This window comes from Vibrio sp. 2134-1 (assembly GCF_033339495.1).
On record NZ_JAWOUS010000014.1, the window covers coordinates 89941 to 110557 of the forward strand.

The following is a 20617-nucleotide window of genomic DNA, read 5'->3' on the forward strand; positions in this document are numbered from 1 at the left end:
CCATACGGTAGAGACAGAAAACCCACCGCTATGGGTGGGTTCGATAAATACTGAGCGCATCAAAAAATCCCACCATTCCTATGGAATGATGATAATTCGTTGGTTAAGTTGCGCTAAGTGTGTGTTCATACAATCACCTTCATATAACGACAGTGATTTGTCAATACCATCTGCACAATAAGCGAACGATTTGGAGGGCGGAAGATAAAGCCATCACGATGGATGGCTTTATCTAGGTTGAAAGAGACAGCGATTACTGCTCAACGCTGACTGGCTGTGCTTTAAACTTTTGAATCAGCTTTACGATTAGTGGACTTGCCAATACCAATACAGCTAAAACAGTAAAGGTAAGGGTAATAGGACGCTCCCATAGGAAACTCAGTTCTCCATCTGAAATCATTAATGCGCGGCGTAAGTTCTCTTCCATTAATCCTCCAAGGATGAAGCCCAGCAATAAAGGTGCGAGCGGGAAGTTAGCGAGCCGAAGTGCAATGGCAGCCATAGCCACAATCAGCATCACGAACACATCCATAGTGTTAAAAGAGACCAAATAAACCCCGGTGATTGAGAAGAATAAAATCATCGGTAGAAGCACCGTTCTTGGAACCGCCAAAAGCTTTGAAATGTACGGAATCAATGGTAAGTTCAGGATCACAAGTACGATGTTGCCGAAGTACATGGAAATGATCACTGACCAGAACACATCTGGGTGTTCAACAAATAGGCGAGGGCCAGGTTGAATACCATAAGCGATCAGCGCACCGAGCATTATTGCTGTTGTACCAGAGCCCGGAATACCAAGCGTTAATAGCGGTACAAATGAACCACTAGATGCTGCATTGTTCGCAGACTCTGGCGCAACCAAACCACGGATACTGCCTTTACCGAACTCATCCTTTTTCTCTTTAGGTGCGAGGTTGCGCTCCATACCATAGCTTAAAAAAGCAGCAATGGTTGCCCCTGCGCCAGGAAGAACGCCAGTGAAGAAACCTAATATTGAAGAGCGAATTGAAACAGGCGCAACATCTTTGATTTCTTCCTTGGTCACTTTCATTGAGCCAATGTTGCTCAGCTTTTCTTGTTCTTCATTGCTGGTGTCTTTTGATGGTTTAAGGATGCCCATCAGTGTCTCACCCAGTGCGAATGTCGCCATTGCAAGCAACAAGAAGCTAAAGCCATCCATTAAATCCGTTAAACCGAAGGTAAAGCGTTCAACGCCTACGCCTTTATCGATTCCAACTGTAGATAGCATCAAACCAAGAATGGTCATCATCCACGCTTTGATTACCTGACCTTTCCCCGCAAAAGCCGCGACTGCTGATAACCCAAGTAGCATCAACGCAAAATAGTCCGACGATTGGAAGCTAAGGGAGACGCTAGCCAATGCTGGTGCGGCAACAAGCAACATAATGGCAGATAGCGTACCGCCAGTGAAAGACGAATAAGCTGCCAAAGCTAATGCTTTACCTGCCTGGCCTTTTTGAGCCATTGGGTAGCCGTCGAATGCTGTGACCACGGTTGAAGAACAACCCGGCGCGTTAATTAAAATCGACGATGTAGAGCCACCAAATACCGCACCGTAATAAACACCCGCCATTAAAATAAGGCCAGAGGAGGGCTCTAGGCCATAAGTAATTGGGATCATCAAAGCAATGGCTGAGATCGGCCCAAGTCCAGGTAACATGCCGATAAATGTACCGACGAAGCAGCCCACGATCACCATCATAATGTTCATTGGCATTACTGCGGTGGATAAACCTTGTAGAATTCCATCTAACATAATTCAGTCCTTTCTTTGACTACCAGATGGTGAAAATCAAACCCGGTTCGAGATAGATGTCCAAACCTTGAGTGAGTAATAAGTAGAACGCGATCACGAATGGAAACGACGCGCCAAACAGAACGGGTTTACGTCTTTCCCCGAGCAGATAAAAGCCAGCCAATAAAAAGAAGGCAGTAGCTATCACAAAACCTAAGTAAGTCAGGCCCACGCCGTAGAGCGCCATTAAAATTAAAAATGCAATCAGTAACTTCCAATTGAAGGTCAGCACTGCGCCACTTTGTTTATCTGGTTGTCCTGTCACCAGCAATAGCAAAGAAAGGCCGACACCAACGTAAGTCAAGATGGTTGGCAGAGTACGTGCGGTGAATGGTTCATACTCATCACCTGGAAACAATGGAATCTGCGAGGTTTGATAACCGTAGCAAAGACAGAAGAGTAGAAAGATCATTGCGCCGACACGGTCACGACAGAGCAAATATTCTTTGGTGAAAAAGTTGGTTGAACGAGACATATTCAACTCCTAACAAAAGTAAAAAAGACCGCATATGGACGTCAATGAATAAACTAAACCATTAACAATTAAGCATTTCGCTGCTAGTCGAGCCGCTTTGGGTATATAAACAAAGGAGTGTGCATGCCGATTGTCGACAATGTCCATATGCGGTGAAACTTAGAGTGCAAATACAATGGGGAAATACCAACCTACGTTATTCATTGAGGTTGGTATCTGAGGGACCCCAATTCGATTGTTACTTCAGGAAGCCTAACTCGCGCATTAAGTCACCCATCTGTTGCTCTTGATCTTCAAGAAACGCGAAGAATGCTTTATCCGCTTTATAGTTGTCGATCCAACCATTGCGGTCTCGAACGACTTGCCATTCGTCGGTGTTATACATTTTAGTAAATGCGGCATTCCATTCATCTAGCTTTTCTTGGCTTGTGCCTGGTGCTGCAAAGAATCCACGCCAGTTAGCAAAGACAGTTTCATTACCATATTCGGTGAGAGTTGGAATGTTAGGCGCAGCTTCTAAACGTTTTGGTGCTGTAATCGCTAACACTTTCACTTGCCCAGACTTAGACATTTCGAGTACTTCACCTAACCCTGTAGAGAGCAGTTGTGTTTCGCCTGAAAGTAGGGCAGCCATGGCTTTTCCACCTGCATCATAGGCAATGTAACGAACTTTGCGCGCATCAAAACCTTCACCTTTGAAAGCCGCTGCTATAACCAAATGATCCATAGAACCACGAGCAGAGCCACCAGCAACCTTCACTTTTCGAGGGTTTTCTTTAAAAGCTTTAACGACATCTTCCCAAGATCTGTAAGGAGAATCGGCTGATGTAACAATGGCGCCATAATCGGCAACCGTTGCGGCAACAGGAGTCAAGTCGCGGAAAGATTGTGGGAAGATCCCACTGAGCGAGCGAACGACGATCGGTGTTGAGTTCACCATGAGTGTATCTTCTTGACGATCAGCCGTTTCAATCAAATGTGCGATTGCTTTGCCACCGCCACCACCAGATAGGTTTTGAAATGATACGGTTTCGACGATGTCTGATTTTATTAATACATCACCAGTACCTCGGGCGGTCATGTCCCAACCGCCACCGGCACCTCCAGGGATAAGAAAGTGCATTTTTTCAATATCTGCAGCAAGAGCGTTGAATGAAAATGAAGCTGCGATGATTGAAGCGGCGAGCGTTGGTTTGAGTACCTTTAACATGTTCACGTTCCTTATGTTAGCGACTCTATTTAGTTGAGCCTTATTGTTTTTGCTCAGTTGTCATGCCTTGTAAGCGTTAAAGCTGAACTTGGTGTAAAGGTTAATTAAGTGTTAAATATCTGTCTGTAAAAGAGATATAAAGAGAATATTGAGCATTTCGGTTATTTTGTTCATAAAGTTCACGGCGAGAAGTTGGTGTTAGGTCACGCGGCTTTACGCTTTGGTAGGCCATAATAAAATGACGGAAAATGAACGAGGAAAAGAGAATGAAAGGGACGTGTTTGTGCGGCGCAATTGAAGTCATCGCTGAGGTTAAAAATGAGGTTAGCCTGTGCCATTGCTCTATGTGTCGAAAATGGTCGAGTGGCGCACTCCATGCGGTGCATTGTGGTCCTAACGTAACGTTTAAGGGGGCCGAGCCAAAGCGTTATCAATCGTCTGACTGGGCGGTGAGAGGTTTTTGTGGCGAATGCGGCACAAACCTTTTCTATCATTTGTTGCCGACAGGTGAGTACATTCTTTCCGCTGGTTTGTTCGATAACCCAGATTTCAAACTCACTTTAGAGATTTTTACCGATGAAAAGCCAGCTTATTATGACCTCAATTCCGCTTCACAAAAGATGACTTCGCAACAAGTCTTTGATCAATTTGTACCTAAAGAATAGTTTTTTATCCGATTATTGTTCGACAGCTGAGCTTTTAGTTTTTAGATCATAAGCTTAAAGGTTTATAAGTTGTCGACAATATGAATTCCCCATTCTTGATTTCTGCTAAAAACGGCACTTAATAGGCATTTTTGGCCCATTTAAATTACGACCTTAGTCTAAATTGTCGACAATTTACTTGATTGTCGACACTTTGATCGACTACTTTATATTCAGGTTAAGAAATTGTAGACATTTCGATGTCGGTAACAAGAGTATCTGAATATGAACTCTGAGTTGAAAGCTCGTTATAAAGTGCTGGGTTCTGAGAAAGAACACACCAAATCCGAAACGCTGACCGAAACACTGATTGAAGTCATTGTTAATGGCGACGTGAAGCCTGGCCATAAGATATCAGAGCCTGAGCTAGCAAAGAAATATCAAGTCAGTCGTGGGCCTTTGCGTGAAGCATTGATGCGCTTAGAGGGGCTAGGGCTCATCGAGCGAATTCCTCATGTTGGGGCTAGAGTGACCACTTTTTCTCCGGAAAAGCTGATAGAACTTTATGCCGTTCGAGAAGCATTGGAAGGCATGGCGGCAAGGTTAGCTGCGCGACACATTACGCAAGAAGAGCTCTTAAGCTTGGAAATGCTATTGTCGACACATTCCAAGCATATAGACCAAATGGAAGGCGCGTCTTACTTCCATCAACATGGTGACTTTGATTTTCACTATCGCATCATCCAAGCGAGCAGAAACAGTAAGTTAATATCTCTGCTGTGTGATGAACTCTATCACTTATTACGGATGTATCGTTACCAGTCGCCACGTGCACAATCTCGCCCGAATGAGGCGCTCACCGAACACAAATTCATTTTGGAAGCCATTCGCAATCGCGATGAAGAGCTTGCAGAAATGTTGATGAGAAGACACATATCAGGAAGTCGAAAGCTCATCCAATCTCAAATTATACATACAGAAAGTTTAGACAAAGACTAGAAGGAATTCGTCATGAGCTTAACACCGGGAGCGAAATTCAGACTCGCCATTGAACAAAATAATCCACTACAAATTGTCGGCACTATAAACCCGTATTGCGCCATGATGGCAAAAAACTTGGGTCACCAAGCGATCTACTTGTCTGGTGGCGGTATCGCAAATGCGTCATACGGATTGCCGGATCTCGGTATCACAACATTAAACGACGTTTTGGTTGATGTTGACCGTATTACTAACGCATGTGATTTGCCTCTTTTGGTTGATATCGACACGGGCTTTGGCGGTGCATTTAACATTGCTCGCACGATCAAAGCGATGGAAAAAGCGGGCGCGGCAGCGGTGCACATGGAAGACCAAGTCGCACAGAAACGTTGTGGTCATCGTCCGAACAAAGCAATAGTCAGCCAGCAAGAGATGGTTGATCGTGTAAAAGCCGCGGTTGATGCACGCAATGATGAAAGTTTCGTGATTATGGCTCGTACTGATGCGCTAGCTGTTGAAGGCATGGACAGCGCAATCGAGCGTGCGATTGCGTGTGTGGAAGCTGGCGCAGACATGATCTTCCCCGAAGCGATGAACAAGCTGGACCAGTACCTTCAGTTTTCAAATGCGCTTGAGCAAGCGACCGGAAAGCACGTTCCTATTCTGGCGAATATTACAGAGTTTGGCGCGACACCGCTGTATGGCTGCGATGAGCTAGCGAAAGCAAAAGTGGACATGGTGCTTTATCCGTTAAGTGCGTTCCGTGCCATGAACAAAGCTGCTGAAACGGTCTACAAACATTTGCTAGAAGTGGGTAATCAGGAAGCACTGGTTGATTCGATGCAAACACGTAAAGAGTTGTATCAGCACCTGAATTACCACGACTATGAAGACAAACTTGACCAGTTATTCTCTGAAGGGAAATAGCGGGGGAAAAGCAAAAATAAACGGAAGCCCAAGAAAAAGATAATCGGAATTTATCTCATCTAATAACGTGAAATTCGTTTGGCTAAAAACACCCCAGAGAGGGAAAAGTCAGACAGAAAAGGAGTTCAAACAATGTCTCAAACTGCAGAAAAGAAAGCAGAATTAGGTGGCGCAGGCCTTCGTGGTCAAAGCGCAGGAAGCACAGCTTTATGTACTGTCGGAAAAACGGGAACTGGTCTAACTTATCGTGGATACGATATTACTGATCTTGCGAACAACGCACAGTTTGAAGAAGTGGCTCACCTTCTGTTACGCGGTCACTTGCCGAATCAACAAGAACTTGATGCGTACAAGACACATCTACTCAGCCTTAGAGGTTTGCCAGCCGAGCTAAAACAAGCTTTAGAGTTGATTCCTGCAAGCGCACACCCAATGGACGTAATGCGCACGGGTTGTTCTGTATTGGGTAACCTAGAGCAGGAAATGAGCTTCGAGGAGCAACTGAAAGCAACCGAACGTATGCTTGCCTTGTTCCCTGCCATCATCTGTTACTGGTACCGCTTTAGTCATGATGGCGTGCGTATCAACACCGAGGATCAGACTGAAGATTGCATCGGTGGTTACTTCTTACGATTACTTACAGACAAAGCGCCATCTGCGCTGCACAAACAAGTGATGCATTGCTCGCTCATTCTTTATGCTGAACATGAGTTTAATGCTTCTACATTCGCAGCACGCGTTTGTGCATCAACGTTGTCAGACATCCATTCTTGTATCACGGCAGCAATCGGTACGCTTCGTGGACCACTTCACGGCGGTGCGAACGAAGCGGCGATGGAAATGATTGAAGATTGGCAAACGCCCGACGAGGCGGAAGCGAACATCATGAAAATGCTAGCCAATAAAGACAAGATCATGGGATTTGGTCATGCGATTTATCGCGAAAGTGACCCTCGCAACGCCTTAATAAAACGATGGTCCAAAGAGCTATCGAAACAAGTTGGTGATACTCATCTATATGCGGTTTCTGAGCGTGTTGAATCAGTGATGAAGCGAGAGAAAGGTCTGTTCTGTAATGCGGACTTCTTCCATGCATCGGCTTACCACTTTATGGACATTCCAACCAAACTATTCACCCCAATCTTTGTGATGAGTCGTTTAACGGGCTGGGCTGCACACGTTTATGAACAGCGTGCCAATAACCGTATTATTCGCCCAAGTGCCGATTATACGGGCCCAGATCATCAAGAATGGGTGCCTATCGAGAATCGCTAGCGCGAAGGTCAACGAGGGCATTATATGCTTTGGTTGACCACCTCCTTCCTTTGTCATTCTCTCTAACAGAGGAAGGAGATCCTCTCATCACTGTGTTTCTGGAGCAATGGAAAACCTTGATGAAGGCAAGATGTAAAGACTGAATGGAAGCAAACCATGAACACAAATATTAATACCCAATATCGTAAGCCGCTTCCGGGAACTCAACTGGATTATTTTGATGCACGCGAAGCCGTCAATGCCATTTCTCCTGGAGCCTATGAAACACTCCCTTATACCTCTCGCGTGCTAGCTGAGCAACTGGTCCGTCGCTGTGACCCGAACACATTGACAGATAGCCTGAAACAGTTAATAGAACGCAAACGCGATCTTGATTTTCCTTGGTATCCAGCACGCGTTGTTTGTCATGACATTCTTGGTCAGACCGCTCTAGTCGATTTAGCGGGTCTGCGCGATGCCATTTCAGATCAGGGCGGTGATCCTGCAAAAGTGAACCCAGTGGTTGAGACACAATTGATCGTTGACCACTCTTTAGCGGTTGAACATGCGGGCTTTGACCCTGATGCCTTCGACAAAAACCGCGCGATTGAAGAGCGCCGTAATGAAGACCGATTCCACTTTATTGAGTGGTGTAAAACAGCGTTTGAAAACGTCAGCGTGATTCCAGCTGGGAATGGCATCATGCACCAAATCAACTTAGAAAAAATGTCTCCTGTGGTACAAGCAAAGCAGGGCATTGCCTACCCTGACACCTGTGTGGGTACGGACAGTCACACGCCTCACGTAGACGCTCTTGGTGTTATTGCGATAGGTGTCGGTGGTCTGGAAGCAGAAACCGTCATGCTTGGCCGACCATCAATGATGCGTCTACCAGATATTGTCGGTGTCAAACTGACGGGTAAACGTCAACCGGGCATTACCGCAACGGATATTGTCCTCGCGATTACTGAGTTTCTGCGTAATGAGCGTGTGGTATCTTCGTATCTTGAATTCTTTGGAGAAGGCGCACGTGATCTAACGATCGGAGACCGCGCAACGATTTCAAACATGACACCAGAATACGGCGCAACAGCTGGCATGTTTTATATTGATGAGCAGACCATCAATTACTTGAAACTAACTGGTCGAGATGAAGAACAAGTTGCTTTAGTAGAAAATTACGCAAAACAAACCGGTCTTTGGGCAGACGATCTTGATAGCGCAGTTTACGAGCGCGTACTTGAGTTCGATTTATCATCAGTTAGCCGTAACTTGGCTGGTCCGTCAAACCCTCATCGTCGTTTACCAACTTCTGAGTTGGCACAGCGCGGCATTTCTGGAGCGTGGGAAGAGAAAGAAGGCGAGTTGCCAGATGGTGCAGTGATCATCGCTGCTATTACCTCATGTACGAATACTAGTAACCCAAGAAACGTGGTTGCTGCTGGCCTTGTCGCGAAGAAAGCCAACGAACTTGGTCTTGTACGTAAGCCTTGGGTGAAATCGTCTTTTGCTCCGGGTTCTAAAGTTGCACGCTTGTATCTGGAAGAAGCGGGCTTATTACCAGAGCTAGAGAAGCTTGGCTTTGGCATTGTTGGTTACGCATGTACAACTTGTAACGGTATGAGTGGTGCGCTGGATCCAAAAATCCAACAAGAGATCATCGACCGTGATTTATATGCGACAGCGGTGCTTTCTGGTAACCGTAACTTTGATGGTCGAATCCATCCGTACGCCAAACAAGCTTTCTTGGCTTCACCACCATTGGTTGTCGCTTATGCGCTAGCGGGTACGATTCGTTTTGATATCGAGCGCGATGCGCTTGGCACGGACCAAAACGGCAAACCAATTTATCTCAATGATTTGTGGCCAAGCGATGAAGAGATCGATGCAGTTGTCGGTACTCATGTTAAACCTGAGCAGTTTAAGCAAGTTTACATTCAGATGTTTAAGCTGAATGATCAAGAGCAAAATCCCAACCCGCTGTACGACTGGCGTCCGATGAGTACCTACATCCGCCGACCACCGTACTGGGAAGGTGCGCTAGCGGGAGAAAGAACATTGTCTGGTATGCGTCCATTGACGATTCTGGGCGACAACATCACCACTGATCACTTATCACCATCCAACGCGATTCTCGCAAGCAGCGCAGCAGGTGAATACTTAGCGAAAATGGGTGTGCCAGAAGAAGATTTCAACTCTTACGCGACTCACCGTGGCGATCACTTAACGGCGCAACGAGCGACCTTTGCTAACCCGAAACTATTTAACGAAATGGTGAAAGAGAACGGTGAAGTGGTTCAGGGTTCTCTGGCGCGTGTAGAGCCAGAAGGGCAGGTGGTTCGCATGTGGGAAGCGATTGAGACCTACATGAACCGAAAGCAACCACTGATTGTTGTTGCAGGTGCTGACTATGGTCAGGGTTCATCTCGTGACTGGGCAGCAAAAGGCGTTCGATTGGCTGGTGTAGAAGCAATCGTTGCAGAAGGCTTTGAGCGTATTCACCGAACTAACTTGGTTGGCATGGGCGTGTTACCACTGCAATTTAAGCCGGGTGTTAATCGCAATACATTAGAACTGGATGGTACTGAACTGTATGACGTGGTTGGTGAAATCAAGCCGGGTGCAGATTTAGCCTTGGTTATTACACGTAGCAACGGTGAGAAAGTCGATGTTCCGGTCACCTGTCGCTTAGATACCGCTGACGAAGTGCATGTGTATAACGCAGGTGGTGTTTTACAACGCTTTGCTCAAGATTTCCTGGCGCAATAGGGAGTAATTATGGAAAACAGTACTCCTAGCAAAATGAGCCAAATCAAAGTGCCTGCGACGTACATGCGTGGCGGCACAAGTAAAGGTGTTTTTTTCAGCCTTGAAGATTTGCCACCAGAGGCACAAGTCGCAGGTGCAGCGCGTGACAAACTGTTGTTGCGAGTTATCGGCAGCCCGGATCCTTACTCGAAGCAAATTGATGGTATGGGGGGCGCGACGTCAAGCACCAGTAAAACAGTGATTGTTTCGCGCAGCAGCAGAGCCGATCACGATGTTGACTACTTATTTGGCCAAGTGTCGATCGACAAACCATTCGTCGATTGGAGTGGTAACTGCGGCAACTTGTCTGCCGCTGTCGGTCCTTTCGCCATTCATGCTGGTCTGATCCCACAAGACCGTATTCCAGAAAATGGCATTGTGACGGTGCGTGTTTGGCAAGTGAACATAAGCAAAACGATTTTGATTCACGTGCCAATCGTCAATGGTTTCGTCCAAGAAACCGGAGAGTTTGAACTCGATGGTGTCACGTTTCCAGCGGCAGAGATTCAAGTGGATTTTGTTGATCCTTCCGATGGCGAAGGCAGCATGTTCCCAACAGGCAACTTAGTCGATGATTTAGTGGTTCCGGACGTAGGTACGTTTAACGCGACCTTTATTAACGCGGGCATACCAACCATTTTTATTGATGCTGAATCGATAGGATATCAGGGCACCGAGCTGCAAGACGATATCAACAACGATGACACAGCATTAGCGATGTTCGAATCCATCCGTGCATATGGCGCGTTAAAAATGGGCTTGATTTCTGATTTAGAAGAAGCTCAAACACGCCAACATACGCCGAAAATAGCGTTTGTTTCTAAACCGAAAAGTTACCTGTCTTCAAGTGGTAAAGCCGTTAATGAGTCGGATATTGATGTGCTCGTTCGCGCGCTGTCGATGGGCAAGCTACATCATGCAATGATGGGAACAGCAGCCGTTGCTATTGCTTCTGCTGCGTGTGTGCCCGGAACGTTAGTGAATTTAGCCGCTGGTGGCGGTGAAAAAGAGTCCGTGACTTTTGGCCACCCGTCAGGAACGTTAAAAGTTGGGGCACAAGCGAAGCAAACTGAGCAGGGCTGGGTGGTGCAAAAAGCCATTATGAGCCGAAGTGCGAGAATACTGATGGAGGGATTTGTGCGTGTACCCTTCTATGTCTTCGATTAAAAGAGACGATCTTTGGATTAAAAGAGCGATCTTTGAGTAGAACGAGAGCAATGTCAGGACATACTGGAGGAAGCAATATGTCTTCATACGAAAAAGAATACTTATGGGCGAAGAATGAACCGGAGAGTTTTTGGCGCGCTCAAGCGGAGAATATCGATTGGTTTGAATCTCCTAAAACTATCTTGAAATCTGATGAAAACGGCATAGAACGTTGGTTTCCAGATGGTGTAATGAATACGTGCTGGTTAGCATTAGATTACCATTGCGAGCAAGGACGCGGTGATAATACTGCACTCATTTATGACTCGCCAGTGACAGGTCGTAAAGCCACGTACACCTATAGCGACCTACGTGACCAAGTAGCAAAAATTGCTGGCATGCTGTCTGCTCAAGGTGTTGAAAAAGGCGACCGAGTCGTTATTTATATGCCGATGATCCCAGAAGCCGCAATGGCGATGCTTGCCTGCGCGCGTTTGGGGGCGATTCATTCCGTAGTATTCGGTGGTTTTGCACCTAATGAGCTTGCTGTACGAATTGAAGATGCAGAGCCGAAAGTGATCATGACGGCGTCGTGCGGGATTGAGATCAACAAAGTCATTCCATACAAACCAATGGTAGACAAAGCCATTATGGACAGCCGTTGGAAGCCTGAGAAAGTGTTTGTTTTCCAACGTCCAGAGTGCGACGCTGAGCTAAACCAAGAAAGAGACTTAGATTGGCAGCGAGAGTACAAACAAGCGCTGCCACATGGTTGTGTTCCGGTGTTAGCAACCGATCCGCTCTACATACTTTATACATCGGGTACGACAGGTAAGCCGAAAGGCGTTGTGCGTGATAACGGTGGCCATGCTGTCGCGATGAAGTACTCCATGAGCGCAATCTATAACATTCCTCAAGATGGCGTCTTTTGGGCGGCATCTGATGTGGGCTGGGTAGTAGGGCACTCTTACATTGTTTACGCTCCACTGATTCACGGTTGCACTACTATCCTATTCGAAGGCAAGCCTGTTCGAACACCGGATCCTGGCGCATTTTGGCGAGTGTGTGATGAATATAAAGTAGATGCGTTGTTCTCTGCACCAACGGCGTTTCGTGCGATTAAGAAAGAGGACCCGGAAGGTGAGCACTTAAAACAGTACGACTTGTCGAATCTGAAAACTATCTTTATGGCGGGAGAACGCCTTGACCCTCCGACACTGGAGTGGGTTCAGAGCAAAGCGGACAAGCCCGTTATTGACCACTGGTGGCAAACCGAGACGGGCTGGGCCATCGCGGGCAACCCGACAGGTGTCGAAATGATGCCAGTTAAAGCTGGTTCTTCGACGAAGCCCATTCCGGGTTATCAGGTCGAGATTCTGAATGAACTTGGAGAGGCTGTCGGGCCTAACCAACAAGGCTTTGTCGCATTAAAACGTCCGCTACCACCAAGTTGTCTGCCAACGGTTTGGCGTAATCATGACCGTTTTGAAACTGGTTATCTTAGCCAATTCCCAGGCTACTACGTGTCAGGTGATGGCGGCTATCTGGATGAAGACGGTTACCTGTTTATTATGGGACGTATTGATGACGTGATTAATGTCGCGGGACACCGATTGTCGACAGGTGAAATGGAAGAAATAGTAGGAGGCCACCCAGCGATTGCAGAATGTGCGGTGGTTGGTATCCACGATGATCTAAAAGGTCAGCTTCCACTTGGCTTTGTGGTACTAAAAGACGGTGTAAAAGTGGATGAGCTAGACCTTGAAGGTGAGCTTGTGGGCAAAGTGCGTAGTGAGATAGGTGCAGTTGCTTGCTTCAAGCATGCGTTGGTTGTAGACCGTTTACCGAAAACACGTTCAGGTAAAATTTTGCGTCGAACTATACGTCAAATAGCTGATGGTGAAAAATACACCGTTCCGTCAACGATTGATGACCCAAGTAGCTTGAACGAAATTGAGCGAGTGCTACGACGCTGAGAAAAACTCAATTCTAACTAACCCCTGATCCTCGAACTCTGTTGGTTGGTTCTGCCTCTGTACGTTTATTAAGTGCAGGGGCCTTTTTGTTGTTCAAACAGTACAAACGTATCGTGAAAGCATTTGTGACTTGCCAATACGACGTTTTCCTCACAAACTACAGCCATTCCATTTTTAGTGACCCTTTGTATGACCACGTTTGCGATTAAACCTGCGTGTTTTAGCGACCTAGAGTTGCTCAACGATCTTATGTTCGAGCTTCATGATGAGCATCATCTTCAATCTCCTGAGCTTTTCAAAACGGCAGAGGAGATAGAACAAGAAAAAAGCATTGCTCGATATATTGACGACCCTGAGTGCCTTGTTTACGTAGCAAAACAAGGAGATGAAATTATTGGCTTTATCTCTGGTCACTTCTGTGAACTTATTTCTACCGTCAGCCAGCCAGTTATGATGGGAAGTGTGGATGAGCTCTATGTGCTGCCTGAATATCGAAAACAAGGTACGGCGCAGGCATTGATTAATAAAATTGAGTCAACGTTCTCTGATTACGGTGCAAAACAGATGTTTGTTGAAGTATGGCATTTTAACCAGGGCGCAATATCTTTGTATGAAAAACAAGGATTTGCACATCATATCCACTATTTAAGAAAACCGCTGAACGAATAATCGTATTTAACTTTAATATTGTGATTTAGGTTCTATCGAATTGAAATCATTCAGTTCGTCAATAGACTTTTCTCTATAAGTTGCTCGCAATGTTAACAAATTGATATGCACCCACATTGGTATCGGCGTTTTTGTCTGCTTGTTTATTAGTAGCACGAGGATCGTGCTTACAAAAACAAGAGGACAATATTTTGAAACTAACAAAATCGTTACTTGCTTTAGCCGTTTTGCCAATGTTCGCAAGTGCTGATGATTTGTCACAGACGCAAAATCATACTATCCAACCCCAGATCGTAGGCGGAGTAACTGCCGACCCACGTGACTGGAAATTCTACACCCAAATTGTTAGTCGTTATGGTAACCGATCATATTGTGGGGCCAGTTATATCGGGAATGGTTACGTCCTGACTGCTGCGCATTGTGTTGAGGGTGATTCTCCGAATCAGATAGCGGTTAAAATCGGTGGCGTTGTTTATAACGGTAGTGACGGTGTTCGTGCAAACGTCAGTGAGATCCATATGCACCCGGCATATCGCCGCGCGACGCTTTCTCATGACCTCGCGGTATTGAAGCTCGACTCTGTGCCTCAAGGTGTTTCTTCAGTTGAGATTGCGAATGGCAGTCTAACGCAATACGCGAGCATCGGAGATTGGCTTAGTGTTGCTGGCTTAGGGCGAACTTCTGAAGGAGGAAGCTCTCCGTCTCGATTGCAAGAGGTTGACGTCCCACTTGTGTCGGATATGACTTGCCGTCAAGCCGGTGGCAACTACACAACGGTTGGAGAAGTGTCATTCTGTGCGGGTATTCCTCTAGGTGGGATAGATTCTTGTCAGGGAGATAGTGGTGGTCCAATCGTCATTAATCGCAGTGGTGTAATTACTCAACTTGGTGTGGTCAGTTGGGGAATAGGTTGTGCTCGTCCTGGTATGTATGGGGTTTATAGCGATATCGCTGCTATGCGCAATTTTGTCGATGGTGTTATCGGAACAGCAACACCACCAAAAGAGAATGTTTCTGTTGGATACACCACCGAACAGACACTGGCATCATTTTATGTTGGGGAGTTACAGCAACATAGCTTTGTTATCCAGAATTCAGGGAATACCACGTTCACTGTGGAAAATGTTCGCGCGTTTGCTTCGGGTGTTACTGATGCAGCTGTTATTGCCAATGATCAGTGCTCTCAGGCAACGTTAGCAATGAATGCAAGTTGTCGTGTTGATGTTGAATTTGGTGCTACTCAGAGCGGAGAAGCAAGAGTGGCTTTGAACTTCAACGTTGATAAGACCAGCACACAATACCAAGCGTTAGTATCCGCTCAAGCGAAAACGGTGACAACGCCTCCCACAGATAGCTGTACAACTGCATGGCAAGCCAGCTTAGTGTATCTCAAAGGAGATACGGTTACTTGGAATGGTAAAGTTTGGCAAGCGCAGTGGTGGACTCAAGGTGATAATCCAGCAGACTCAGGGCCTTGGGGTGTTTGGCAAAAAGTAGGCGATGCGAATTGCAAGTCTAACTAACTATCGGGCCAGTGAATTTGATTCGTTGACCATGAGATAAGGTTCATTCTTGGTTTCAACGATCAGTACATAGTTATCATAACTGGGGTTTATTGTTTGCGAATAATAAGCCCTTTTTTATTGTGTCAACTATGAGAACCCACAAAATGTGTATGACTTTGTCCTGACGTTATCTTTATATAACTGGCAGAATTGCGATCAACATTTTATGTTTTGTCTGATTTTTGTCAGGTTTGCATTAAATTATTCTCCAGTGAGCGTTGAGATCAGGTTTTACGCGATCAACTCAGTTTGGCATAACTCGTTACTTAATTTTTGTCGAAAAAGATAAGATTAACTGCCATGATTCATTGGTTATCATTATGTTTATTTAAGGTCATATTTTGTGTTGAGACAGCTGTTATTACTCATCCTTTGTTTTATTTTGTTACCTGTTTCACCGATCTCTACGGCTAAAGCCACTGCGAGCGAAGTTAAAGGAGCGCTCTGTATTGTTCGCGCTGATGACAAGTTAGTGCTAGTTCATGAAGTATTAACGGATAAGATTTCTCTACCTGGCGGAACCATCATTGATGGTGAGTCTCCACAAGTTGCTGCTCAACGAGAAACGTGGGAAGAAACCGGTATAGTGGTTACGGTTGGAGAGGAGCTTGGCAGAACGGACACTGCGGTTTTTTACGACTGTATATCAGACTCTGACATTATCGCTTTTTCTATGAATAATTCTTTAGGTGGAAATGAACTGCCTATTTGGTTTGCCCCTCATTATGGAGTAGAAGTTGCGTCAGCGATGTTGCTTAGCCCATCTGAATTACCATCATCTTTATATCGTTATCCTGAGCAATGGCCACAAGCCACTCAGTTTTTTGATCAAGCTACCAAGCAATCAGTATCTTATGTGACTCAGTTGATCGAATCCGCGCCTTCATTTCGTCAGGTTGAATTGGCGTGGCTGATAGATTTACAGAGTTGGGTAGGGGCGTTGTCAGAAACGAGTTACGAGGTAGCTAGTCAGATCTCGAAACTCGTTATAGATCTGACAGAACCGACGGTACTACTCTTTCTATTTCCTTTTGCCATGATGCGCTTTGGTAGCCGGTTTGTGTACCGACTCTTTTTCGCAATTAGTGCAACGTCGCTTATGGTGCTTGTCGCTCAACAAGGCTTTTCGCTACCGCGCCCACATGTCTATATACCAATGATGGAGTTAACGCACAGCTTTGGCTTTAGTTTTCCTAGCTTGCCTATCGCTGTGTGGTTTTGTGTGCTGACGTTCTTGTTTCATAGAACCCAGTATTTTGGTTTGAATGGAACAACGGCAGTCTTCGTGTTCATCACTCTTACTGTGGTGTTAGGTAAGTTTTTCCTCGGCAGTGCCTTTATTTTAGATATGTTATTTGGCGCGCTGTTAGGCAGCTTGGTGGCTTGGCATGTTCTTCGACTGGAGACAAATCAAGATGTGAACGTTGATAAAGTTCTAAGCTCAAAAGGCGTCTGGTTCATTATGACTGCGGCAACATCGGTCATCTCTGTCATCTGGCCATTACCTGTGTTTGGTCGCTGGCTAGCAATTTTAATCACTGCATCAGCGTTGGTCATGACATTTAAAGAGTCGAAAGCACATTTAGATACTCGGCAGATGATCTTTGTAACGCTGGCATTGTTGCTTGTTGATCAACTCTATTTGTACTCGGCTAATATCGTATCGTTTAGCGGTTTGTGGTCATTAGTCTTGTCGACGTTACATTATCCATTATTAATGTTGTTATTTATGCTGCTTGCAAGGAAGCTGACTTGTGAAAACCAACCGAGCAAAACGTTGCTAGATTGATGGCTGTATTTGTTATCTATTAGTATTTGAGTAAAAACAAAGCCTTGCATTACAGCAAGGCTTTTACACGTTTAGTCTACGAACAACGCCGCTTGCCTATCTTGGACGGCTAGGGGTGTTAAACGTAAGAAGCTTAACGCAACAGACATGGCGGAAAGGGCTATGCATTGAGCACGAACTTTTCTATAGCTTTAGCGACACCGTGCTCATCATTACTTGCCGTAATGTAGTCAGCGATTTGCTTGGTTTCTTCCATTGCATTTGCCATCGCGATACCAAGGCCAGCGTATTTCAGCATGTGGTGGTCATTTTCTGCGTCACCCATACAGATAACTTCTTCAGGTTTAATTCCCAGATACTCGGCAATTGCGGCAACACCAATACCTTTGTTGCTCGCAGGGTTAAGAAACTCAAGGAAAAACGGAGCGCTTTGAACAACCGTAAACGCTTCGCGCATTTCAGCTGGCAGTGCTGCTATAACTTCTGTTAGTTTGCTTGGCTCTGCAACCATCATAGCTTTGATGATTGGATGATCGTCTTCTAGTGATTCGAAGTTCATCTCGGTGACATTTAAGCCATTTATCTTTGCTTCAATATCGGTGTAAGGGTTGTGTTCGTTGGTGATTAAACCATGAACTTGACTAAAAGCATGGACGTACGCACCTAGCTCTTCGGCTTTTCGCGCCACCAATTTTGCAGCTTTACCATCTATGATTTGCTGGTGGATGATGTCGTTTGTGCCTACGTTCTTGACCATCGAACCGTTGTAGTAAAGAACAAAATCTCGATCGGAATGGATATTCAGTTCGTCGAGCTTGTCTTGCATTCCTTCTAATGGGCGACCAGAAGCGAGAACGACAGTAACGCCTGCTTCTCGAGCTTTTGCGATCGCTTGTTTGTTTTCTTCAGAAATGGCTTTATCACTATTGAGTAGCGTGCCATCCATATCTAGTGCGATCAGTTTATACATCATTTCTTACCTTAAAGTTTTTTGGGAGCTGTCAGTGAATAAGGCTTGGTTTAACGTTAACCAGAAACCTATATTCATTACGCTATGAAACTACAAAATGGTCTATTTTAACAATTAATTTTTGGTTTAAATTGACCTAGACACGCGTGTCCATTATGGTCTTCGCCTCGAAATGTTATGAGTTGAGTGAGTTCTGCGTTGTATAAGCTAAATGAGATGTTTGAAACCATCCAAGGGGAAGGGGTTTTCACTGGAGTCCCTGCTGTTTTTGTTCGGCTTCAAGAGTGTCCGGTTGGTTGCTCATGGTGCGATACCAAACAAACGTGGTATGCAGATGAGAATGATCAACGTCAAATAGGCGATATTCTGGTGAAAACGGAAGACTCTCCGACGTGGTGTGTTGCATCTGCCGAGAACATCGTAGAGCAATATCAACAGCAAGGCTTTAATGCTAAGCATATCGTGATTACTGGTGGAGAGCCTTGTATTTATGATCTGCGCCCTTTAACAAAGGCGTTTGAAGATATGGGGTGCCAATGCCAAATTGAAACCAGTGGCACATCAGAAGTGATTACTTCAGAAAATACGTGGGTGACAGTGTCACCAAAAGTAGCAATGAAAGGTAAATTACCAGTGCTTAATAGCGCGTTAGAGCGGGCAAATGAGATTAAGCATCCAGTCGGTACCCAGAAAGACATCGACCACCTTGATGATCTTTTAGCAAATGCGAACGTAGCGGCTGAGACTATCATTGCACTACAACCAATTAGCCAGAAGCCTCGTGCTACGCAATTGTGTATTGATACGTGCATTGCCCGCAATTGGCGTTTGTCTGTTCAAACTCATAAATATTTGAGTATTGCTTAGACGAGAGACTCGTCATCATTCGAGGTAGCTTTGCTATCGAAACATTGCCGATATATCTAAACAGTTTATAGCGTTGTAAAAGCTAAGAAGTGTTGACTGCTGTGGTGTGGTGCTATCTTTGGTTCGACAATCGTTTCGCATTTAATTGATGCCACCAATCTGGCGGCATCAAAATGAAGCTCTGTTGGCTGGAGTTTCACGCTGAGATAAAGCGTTTAAAAGCTAACGCAAAAGGTTTCATCCCACCGCTATTACCGCTAACAAAGACTATTTGCTCGCTAAGTATTCTTCTAAGCCGCTTTGTCGCAGTAGGCACGCTGGGCATTCACCACAGCCTTTACCAACGATTCCGTTGTAACATGTTAACGTATTGTTTTGGACAAACTCCAACATATTGTGCTTATCAGCTAGAGCCCAAGTCTCTGCTTTAGTAAGCCACATTAAAGGAGTCTTAATATTGAAGGCTTTATCCATACCTAAATTGCAAGAGAGATTTAGAGAGCGAATAAAGTTGTCTCGGCAGTCAGGGTAACCACTAAAGTCTGTTTCGCAAACTCCCGTAATGATGTCTTGAATGCCAAGCTGGTAAGCATGGATACATGCGTAAGTAAGAAAGAGGATGTTTCTCCCTGGAACGAATGTATTGGGTACGTTAGCGTCGCTTAAGTCATTAGATACCGGAATGTTGTCTCTTGTCAGCGAGCTTATCGCTAACTCATTAATTGATTTTACATCCAGGACTTTGTGGCTTTTGATGTTAAGTTGCTTACCTAATTCGATAGCGATATCTATTTCATCTGAATGACGCTGGCCATAATCAAACGTTATAGCATGAACCTCATCATATGTATTTAATGCATCGATTAAGCAGGTCGTAGAGTCCTGCCCACCGGAAAAAACCACAAGTGCTTTTGTTGTAGCCATGTTGAACCCTTAGTTATGCTCTTTGATTCTTTGGTATTGATACGTATTCTTAGGCGTTTAATCCCAATTACGTACTCGACTTCGTGGCGATTGCGTCCGCAATCAGCTGGGCTGTGCTCTCAAGCACTCTTTGCTTGTCATCATTTGACAGCTTGTGGAGATTCACAGCAAGTTCAGCGGTGATTTCATCTTCACAAAAAAAATAGTTTAGAGGCACGTTTAGCTCATCTGCGATAAGTTTGAGCGTTTTTACGTCGGGAGTATGGCGCTCCCTTTCGTATTGATTCATCCTTGCACTTGCAGAACTATCATCCATGCCGATACGGATGCCCAGTGCTTTTTGGGACAGATTCGCTTGTTTACGCGCATGCTTAAGGCGGGCTGGGAGTGGGTTATTAAACAACACTTAAAGTTCATACGAAGGACTTGGATGACTAAGATTATCTTAGTTTTTCTGATTTGTGTATACTAAGTAATACTTAGTTATTACCGAGGTCGCCAAGGCCGTGTATGTATAGCTAAACAAGATTTCGTATCTTTAGGTTGATTAAGTGACGTTGAATCTACTTCTTCAAAAACTGCCGTATGAAGGA

17 protein-coding genes are annotated in these 20617 nt (G+C 45.2%); 11 read left to right on the forward strand and 6 right to left on the reverse strand.

The window, feature by feature from the left end; genetic code table 11:
* Window positions 1-253 precede the first annotated feature (253 nt).
* The 3 genes from R7R78_RS16080 to R7R78_RS16090 all read right to left on the reverse strand — a co-directional run bounded on the left by R7R78_RS16080 (window position 254) and on the right by R7R78_RS16090 (window position 3504).
* Window positions 254-1780 carry a tripartite tricarboxylate transporter permease gene (locus tag R7R78_RS16080; protein WP_005377271.1) on the reverse strand — a complete coding sequence of 509 codons (1527 nt, stop codon included), beginning with the start codon at window positions 1778-1780 and terminating at the stop codon, window positions 254-256.
* 19 nt (window positions 1781-1799) lie between these two features.
* Complete coding sequence (locus tag R7R78_RS16085; protein ID WP_054701645.1) at window positions 1800-2294, reverse strand: tripartite tricarboxylate transporter TctB family protein; 495 nt, start codon at window positions 2292-2294, stop codon at window positions 1800-1802.
* A gap of 238 nt (window positions 2295-2532) precedes the next feature.
* Entirely contained in the window at window positions 2533-3504 is a 972-nt protein-coding gene (locus tag R7R78_RS16090) for a tripartite tricarboxylate transporter substrate binding protein (RefSeq protein ID WP_054575022.1), read from the reverse strand.
* A 266-nt stretch (window positions 3505-3770) separates the two neighbouring features.
* Between R7R78_RS16090 and R7R78_RS16095 the strand changes: the two genes are divergently transcribed.
* The 10 genes from R7R78_RS16095 to R7R78_RS16140 all read left to right on the forward strand — a co-directional run bounded on the left by R7R78_RS16095 (window position 3771) and on the right by R7R78_RS16140 (window position 17263).
* The gene (locus R7R78_RS16095) at window positions 3771-4169 is read left to right on the forward strand and encodes a GFA family protein (RefSeq protein ID WP_005377278.1); all 399 of its coding nucleotides are present in this window, start codon (window positions 3771-3773) and stop codon (window positions 4167-4169) included.
* 264 nt (window positions 4170-4433) lie between these two features.
* Complete coding sequence (locus tag R7R78_RS16100; protein WP_005377279.1) at window positions 4434-5147, forward strand: GntR family transcriptional regulator; 714 nt, start codon at window positions 4434-4436, stop codon at window positions 5145-5147.
* A 12-nt stretch (window positions 5148-5159) separates the two neighbouring features.
* Window positions 5160-6056 (forward strand): methylisocitrate lyase, encoded by an 897-nt coding sequence (gene prpB / locus R7R78_RS16105; protein ID WP_005388185.1) that lies wholly within the window; start codon window positions 5160-5162, stop codon window positions 6054-6056.
* A gap of 132 nt (window positions 6057-6188) precedes the next feature.
* Window positions 6189-7331, forward strand: coding sequence for a 2-methylcitrate synthase (gene prpC / locus R7R78_RS16110; protein WP_005377283.1), 1143 nt, complete (start codon window positions 6189-6191; stop codon window positions 7329-7331).
* Between the two features lie 156 nt (window positions 7332-7487).
* Complete coding sequence (gene acnD, locus R7R78_RS16115; protein WP_170897333.1) at window positions 7488-10079, forward strand: Fe/S-dependent 2-methylisocitrate dehydratase AcnD; 2592 nt, start codon at window positions 7488-7490, stop codon at window positions 10077-10079.
* Window positions 10080-10088: 9 nt separating this feature from the next.
* Complete coding sequence (gene prpF, locus R7R78_RS16120; protein ID WP_047102685.1) at window positions 10089-11285, forward strand: 2-methylaconitate cis-trans isomerase PrpF; 1197 nt, start codon at window positions 10089-10091, stop codon at window positions 11283-11285.
* Window positions 11286-11362: 77 nt separating this feature from the next.
* On the forward strand, window positions 11363-13240 hold the full coding sequence (locus tag R7R78_RS16125; protein WP_170897335.1) for a propionyl-CoA synthetase: 1878 nt from the start codon (window positions 11363-11365) through the stop codon (window positions 13238-13240).
* 189 nt (window positions 13241-13429) lie between these two features.
* Window positions 13430-13909 carry a GNAT family N-acetyltransferase gene (locus R7R78_RS16130; RefSeq protein WP_005377290.1) on the forward strand — a complete coding sequence of 160 codons (480 nt, stop codon included), beginning with the start codon at window positions 13430-13432 and terminating at the stop codon, window positions 13907-13909.
* 191 nt (window positions 13910-14100) lie between these two features.
* Complete coding sequence (locus tag R7R78_RS16135; RefSeq protein WP_213971838.1) at window positions 14101-15432, forward strand: trypsin-like serine protease; 1332 nt, start codon at window positions 14101-14103, stop codon at window positions 15430-15432.
* A 385-nt stretch (window positions 15433-15817) separates the two neighbouring features.
* A complete protein-coding gene (locus R7R78_RS16140; protein WP_206959828.1) occupies window positions 15818-17263 on the forward strand; it encodes a bifunctional NUDIX hydrolase/phosphatase PAP2 family protein in 1446 nt (481 codons plus the stop codon).
* A 160-nt stretch (window positions 17264-17423) separates the two neighbouring features.
* Here R7R78_RS16140 and R7R78_RS16145 read toward each other — a convergent pair whose 3' ends face one another.
* Window positions 17424-18233, reverse strand: a complete 810-nt coding sequence (locus R7R78_RS16145) for a Cof-type HAD-IIB family hydrolase (protein WP_017821691.1) — start codon at window positions 18231-18233, stop codon at window positions 17424-17426.
* A gap of 216 nt (window positions 18234-18449) precedes the next feature.
* Here R7R78_RS16145 and queE point away from each other — a divergent pair, with 216 nt between their 5' ends.
* Complete coding sequence (gene queE / locus R7R78_RS16150) at window positions 18450-19100, forward strand: 7-carboxy-7-deazaguanine synthase QueE (protein ID WP_005377296.1); 651 nt, start codon at window positions 18450-18452, stop codon at window positions 19098-19100.
* A gap of 267 nt (window positions 19101-19367) precedes the next feature.
* Here the strand turns inward: queE and queC are convergent, their stop codons facing one another.
* On the reverse strand, window positions 19368-20024 hold the full coding sequence (gene queC / locus R7R78_RS16155; RefSeq protein WP_005377298.1) for a 7-cyano-7-deazaguanine synthase QueC: 657 nt from the start codon (window positions 20022-20024) through the stop codon (window positions 19368-19370).
* Window positions 20025-20091: 67 nt separating this feature from the next.
* On the reverse strand, window positions 20092-20430 hold the full coding sequence (locus tag R7R78_RS16160; protein WP_005388200.1) for a helix-turn-helix domain-containing protein: 339 nt from the start codon (window positions 20428-20430) through the stop codon (window positions 20092-20094).
* Between the last annotated feature and the right edge of the window lie 187 nt (window positions 20431-20617).

Excerpts from the sequence above, each read along its gene's own strand:
- queC (WP_005377298.1), bottom strand. The coding sequence starts at position 20,024 with ATGGCTACAACAAAAGCACTTGTGGTTTTTTCCGGTGGGCAGGACTCT.
- prpC (WP_005377283.1), top strand. The coding sequence starts at position 6,189 with ATGTCTCAAACTGCAGAAAAGAAAGCAGAATTAGGTGGCGCAGGCCTT.
- prpF (WP_047102685.1), top strand. The coding sequence starts at position 10,089 with ATGGAAAACAGTACTCCTAGCAAAATGAGCCAAATCAAAGTGCCTGCG.
- prpB (WP_005388185.1), top strand. The coding sequence starts at position 5,160 with ATGAGCTTAACACCGGGAGCGAAATTCAGACTCGCCATTGAACAAAAT.
- R7R78_RS16090 (WP_054575022.1), bottom strand. The coding sequence starts at position 3,504 with ATGTTAAAGGTACTCAAACCAACGCTCGCCGCTTCAATCATCGCAGCT.
- R7R78_RS16095 (WP_005377278.1), top strand. The coding sequence starts at position 3,771 with ATGAAAGGGACGTGTTTGTGCGGCGCAATTGAAGTCATCGCTGAGGTT.
- R7R78_RS16145 (WP_017821691.1), bottom strand. The coding sequence starts at position 18,233 with ATGTATAAACTGATCGCACTAGATATGGATGGCACGCTACTCAATAGT.
- queE (WP_005377296.1), top strand. The coding sequence starts at position 18,450 with ATGTTTGAAACCATCCAAGGGGAAGGGGTTTTCACTGGAGTCCCTGCT.
- R7R78_RS16125 (WP_170897335.1), top strand. The coding sequence starts at position 11,363 with ATGTCTTCATACGAAAAAGAATACTTATGGGCGAAGAATGAACCGGAG.
- R7R78_RS16100 (WP_005377279.1), top strand. The coding sequence starts at position 4,434 with ATGAACTCTGAGTTGAAAGCTCGTTATAAAGTGCTGGGTTCTGAGAAA.
- R7R78_RS16080 (WP_005377271.1), bottom strand. The coding sequence starts at position 1,780 with ATGTTAGATGGAATTCTACAAGGTTTATCCACCGCAGTAATGCCAATG.
- R7R78_RS16085 (WP_054701645.1), bottom strand. The coding sequence starts at position 2,294 with ATGTCTCGTTCAACCAACTTTTTCACCAAAGAATATTTGCTCTGTCGT.
- acnD (WP_170897333.1), top strand. The coding sequence starts at position 7,488 with ATGAACACAAATATTAATACCCAATATCGTAAGCCGCTTCCGGGAACT.
- R7R78_RS16130 (WP_005377290.1), top strand. The coding sequence starts at position 13,430 with ATGACCACGTTTGCGATTAAACCTGCGTGTTTTAGCGACCTAGAGTTG.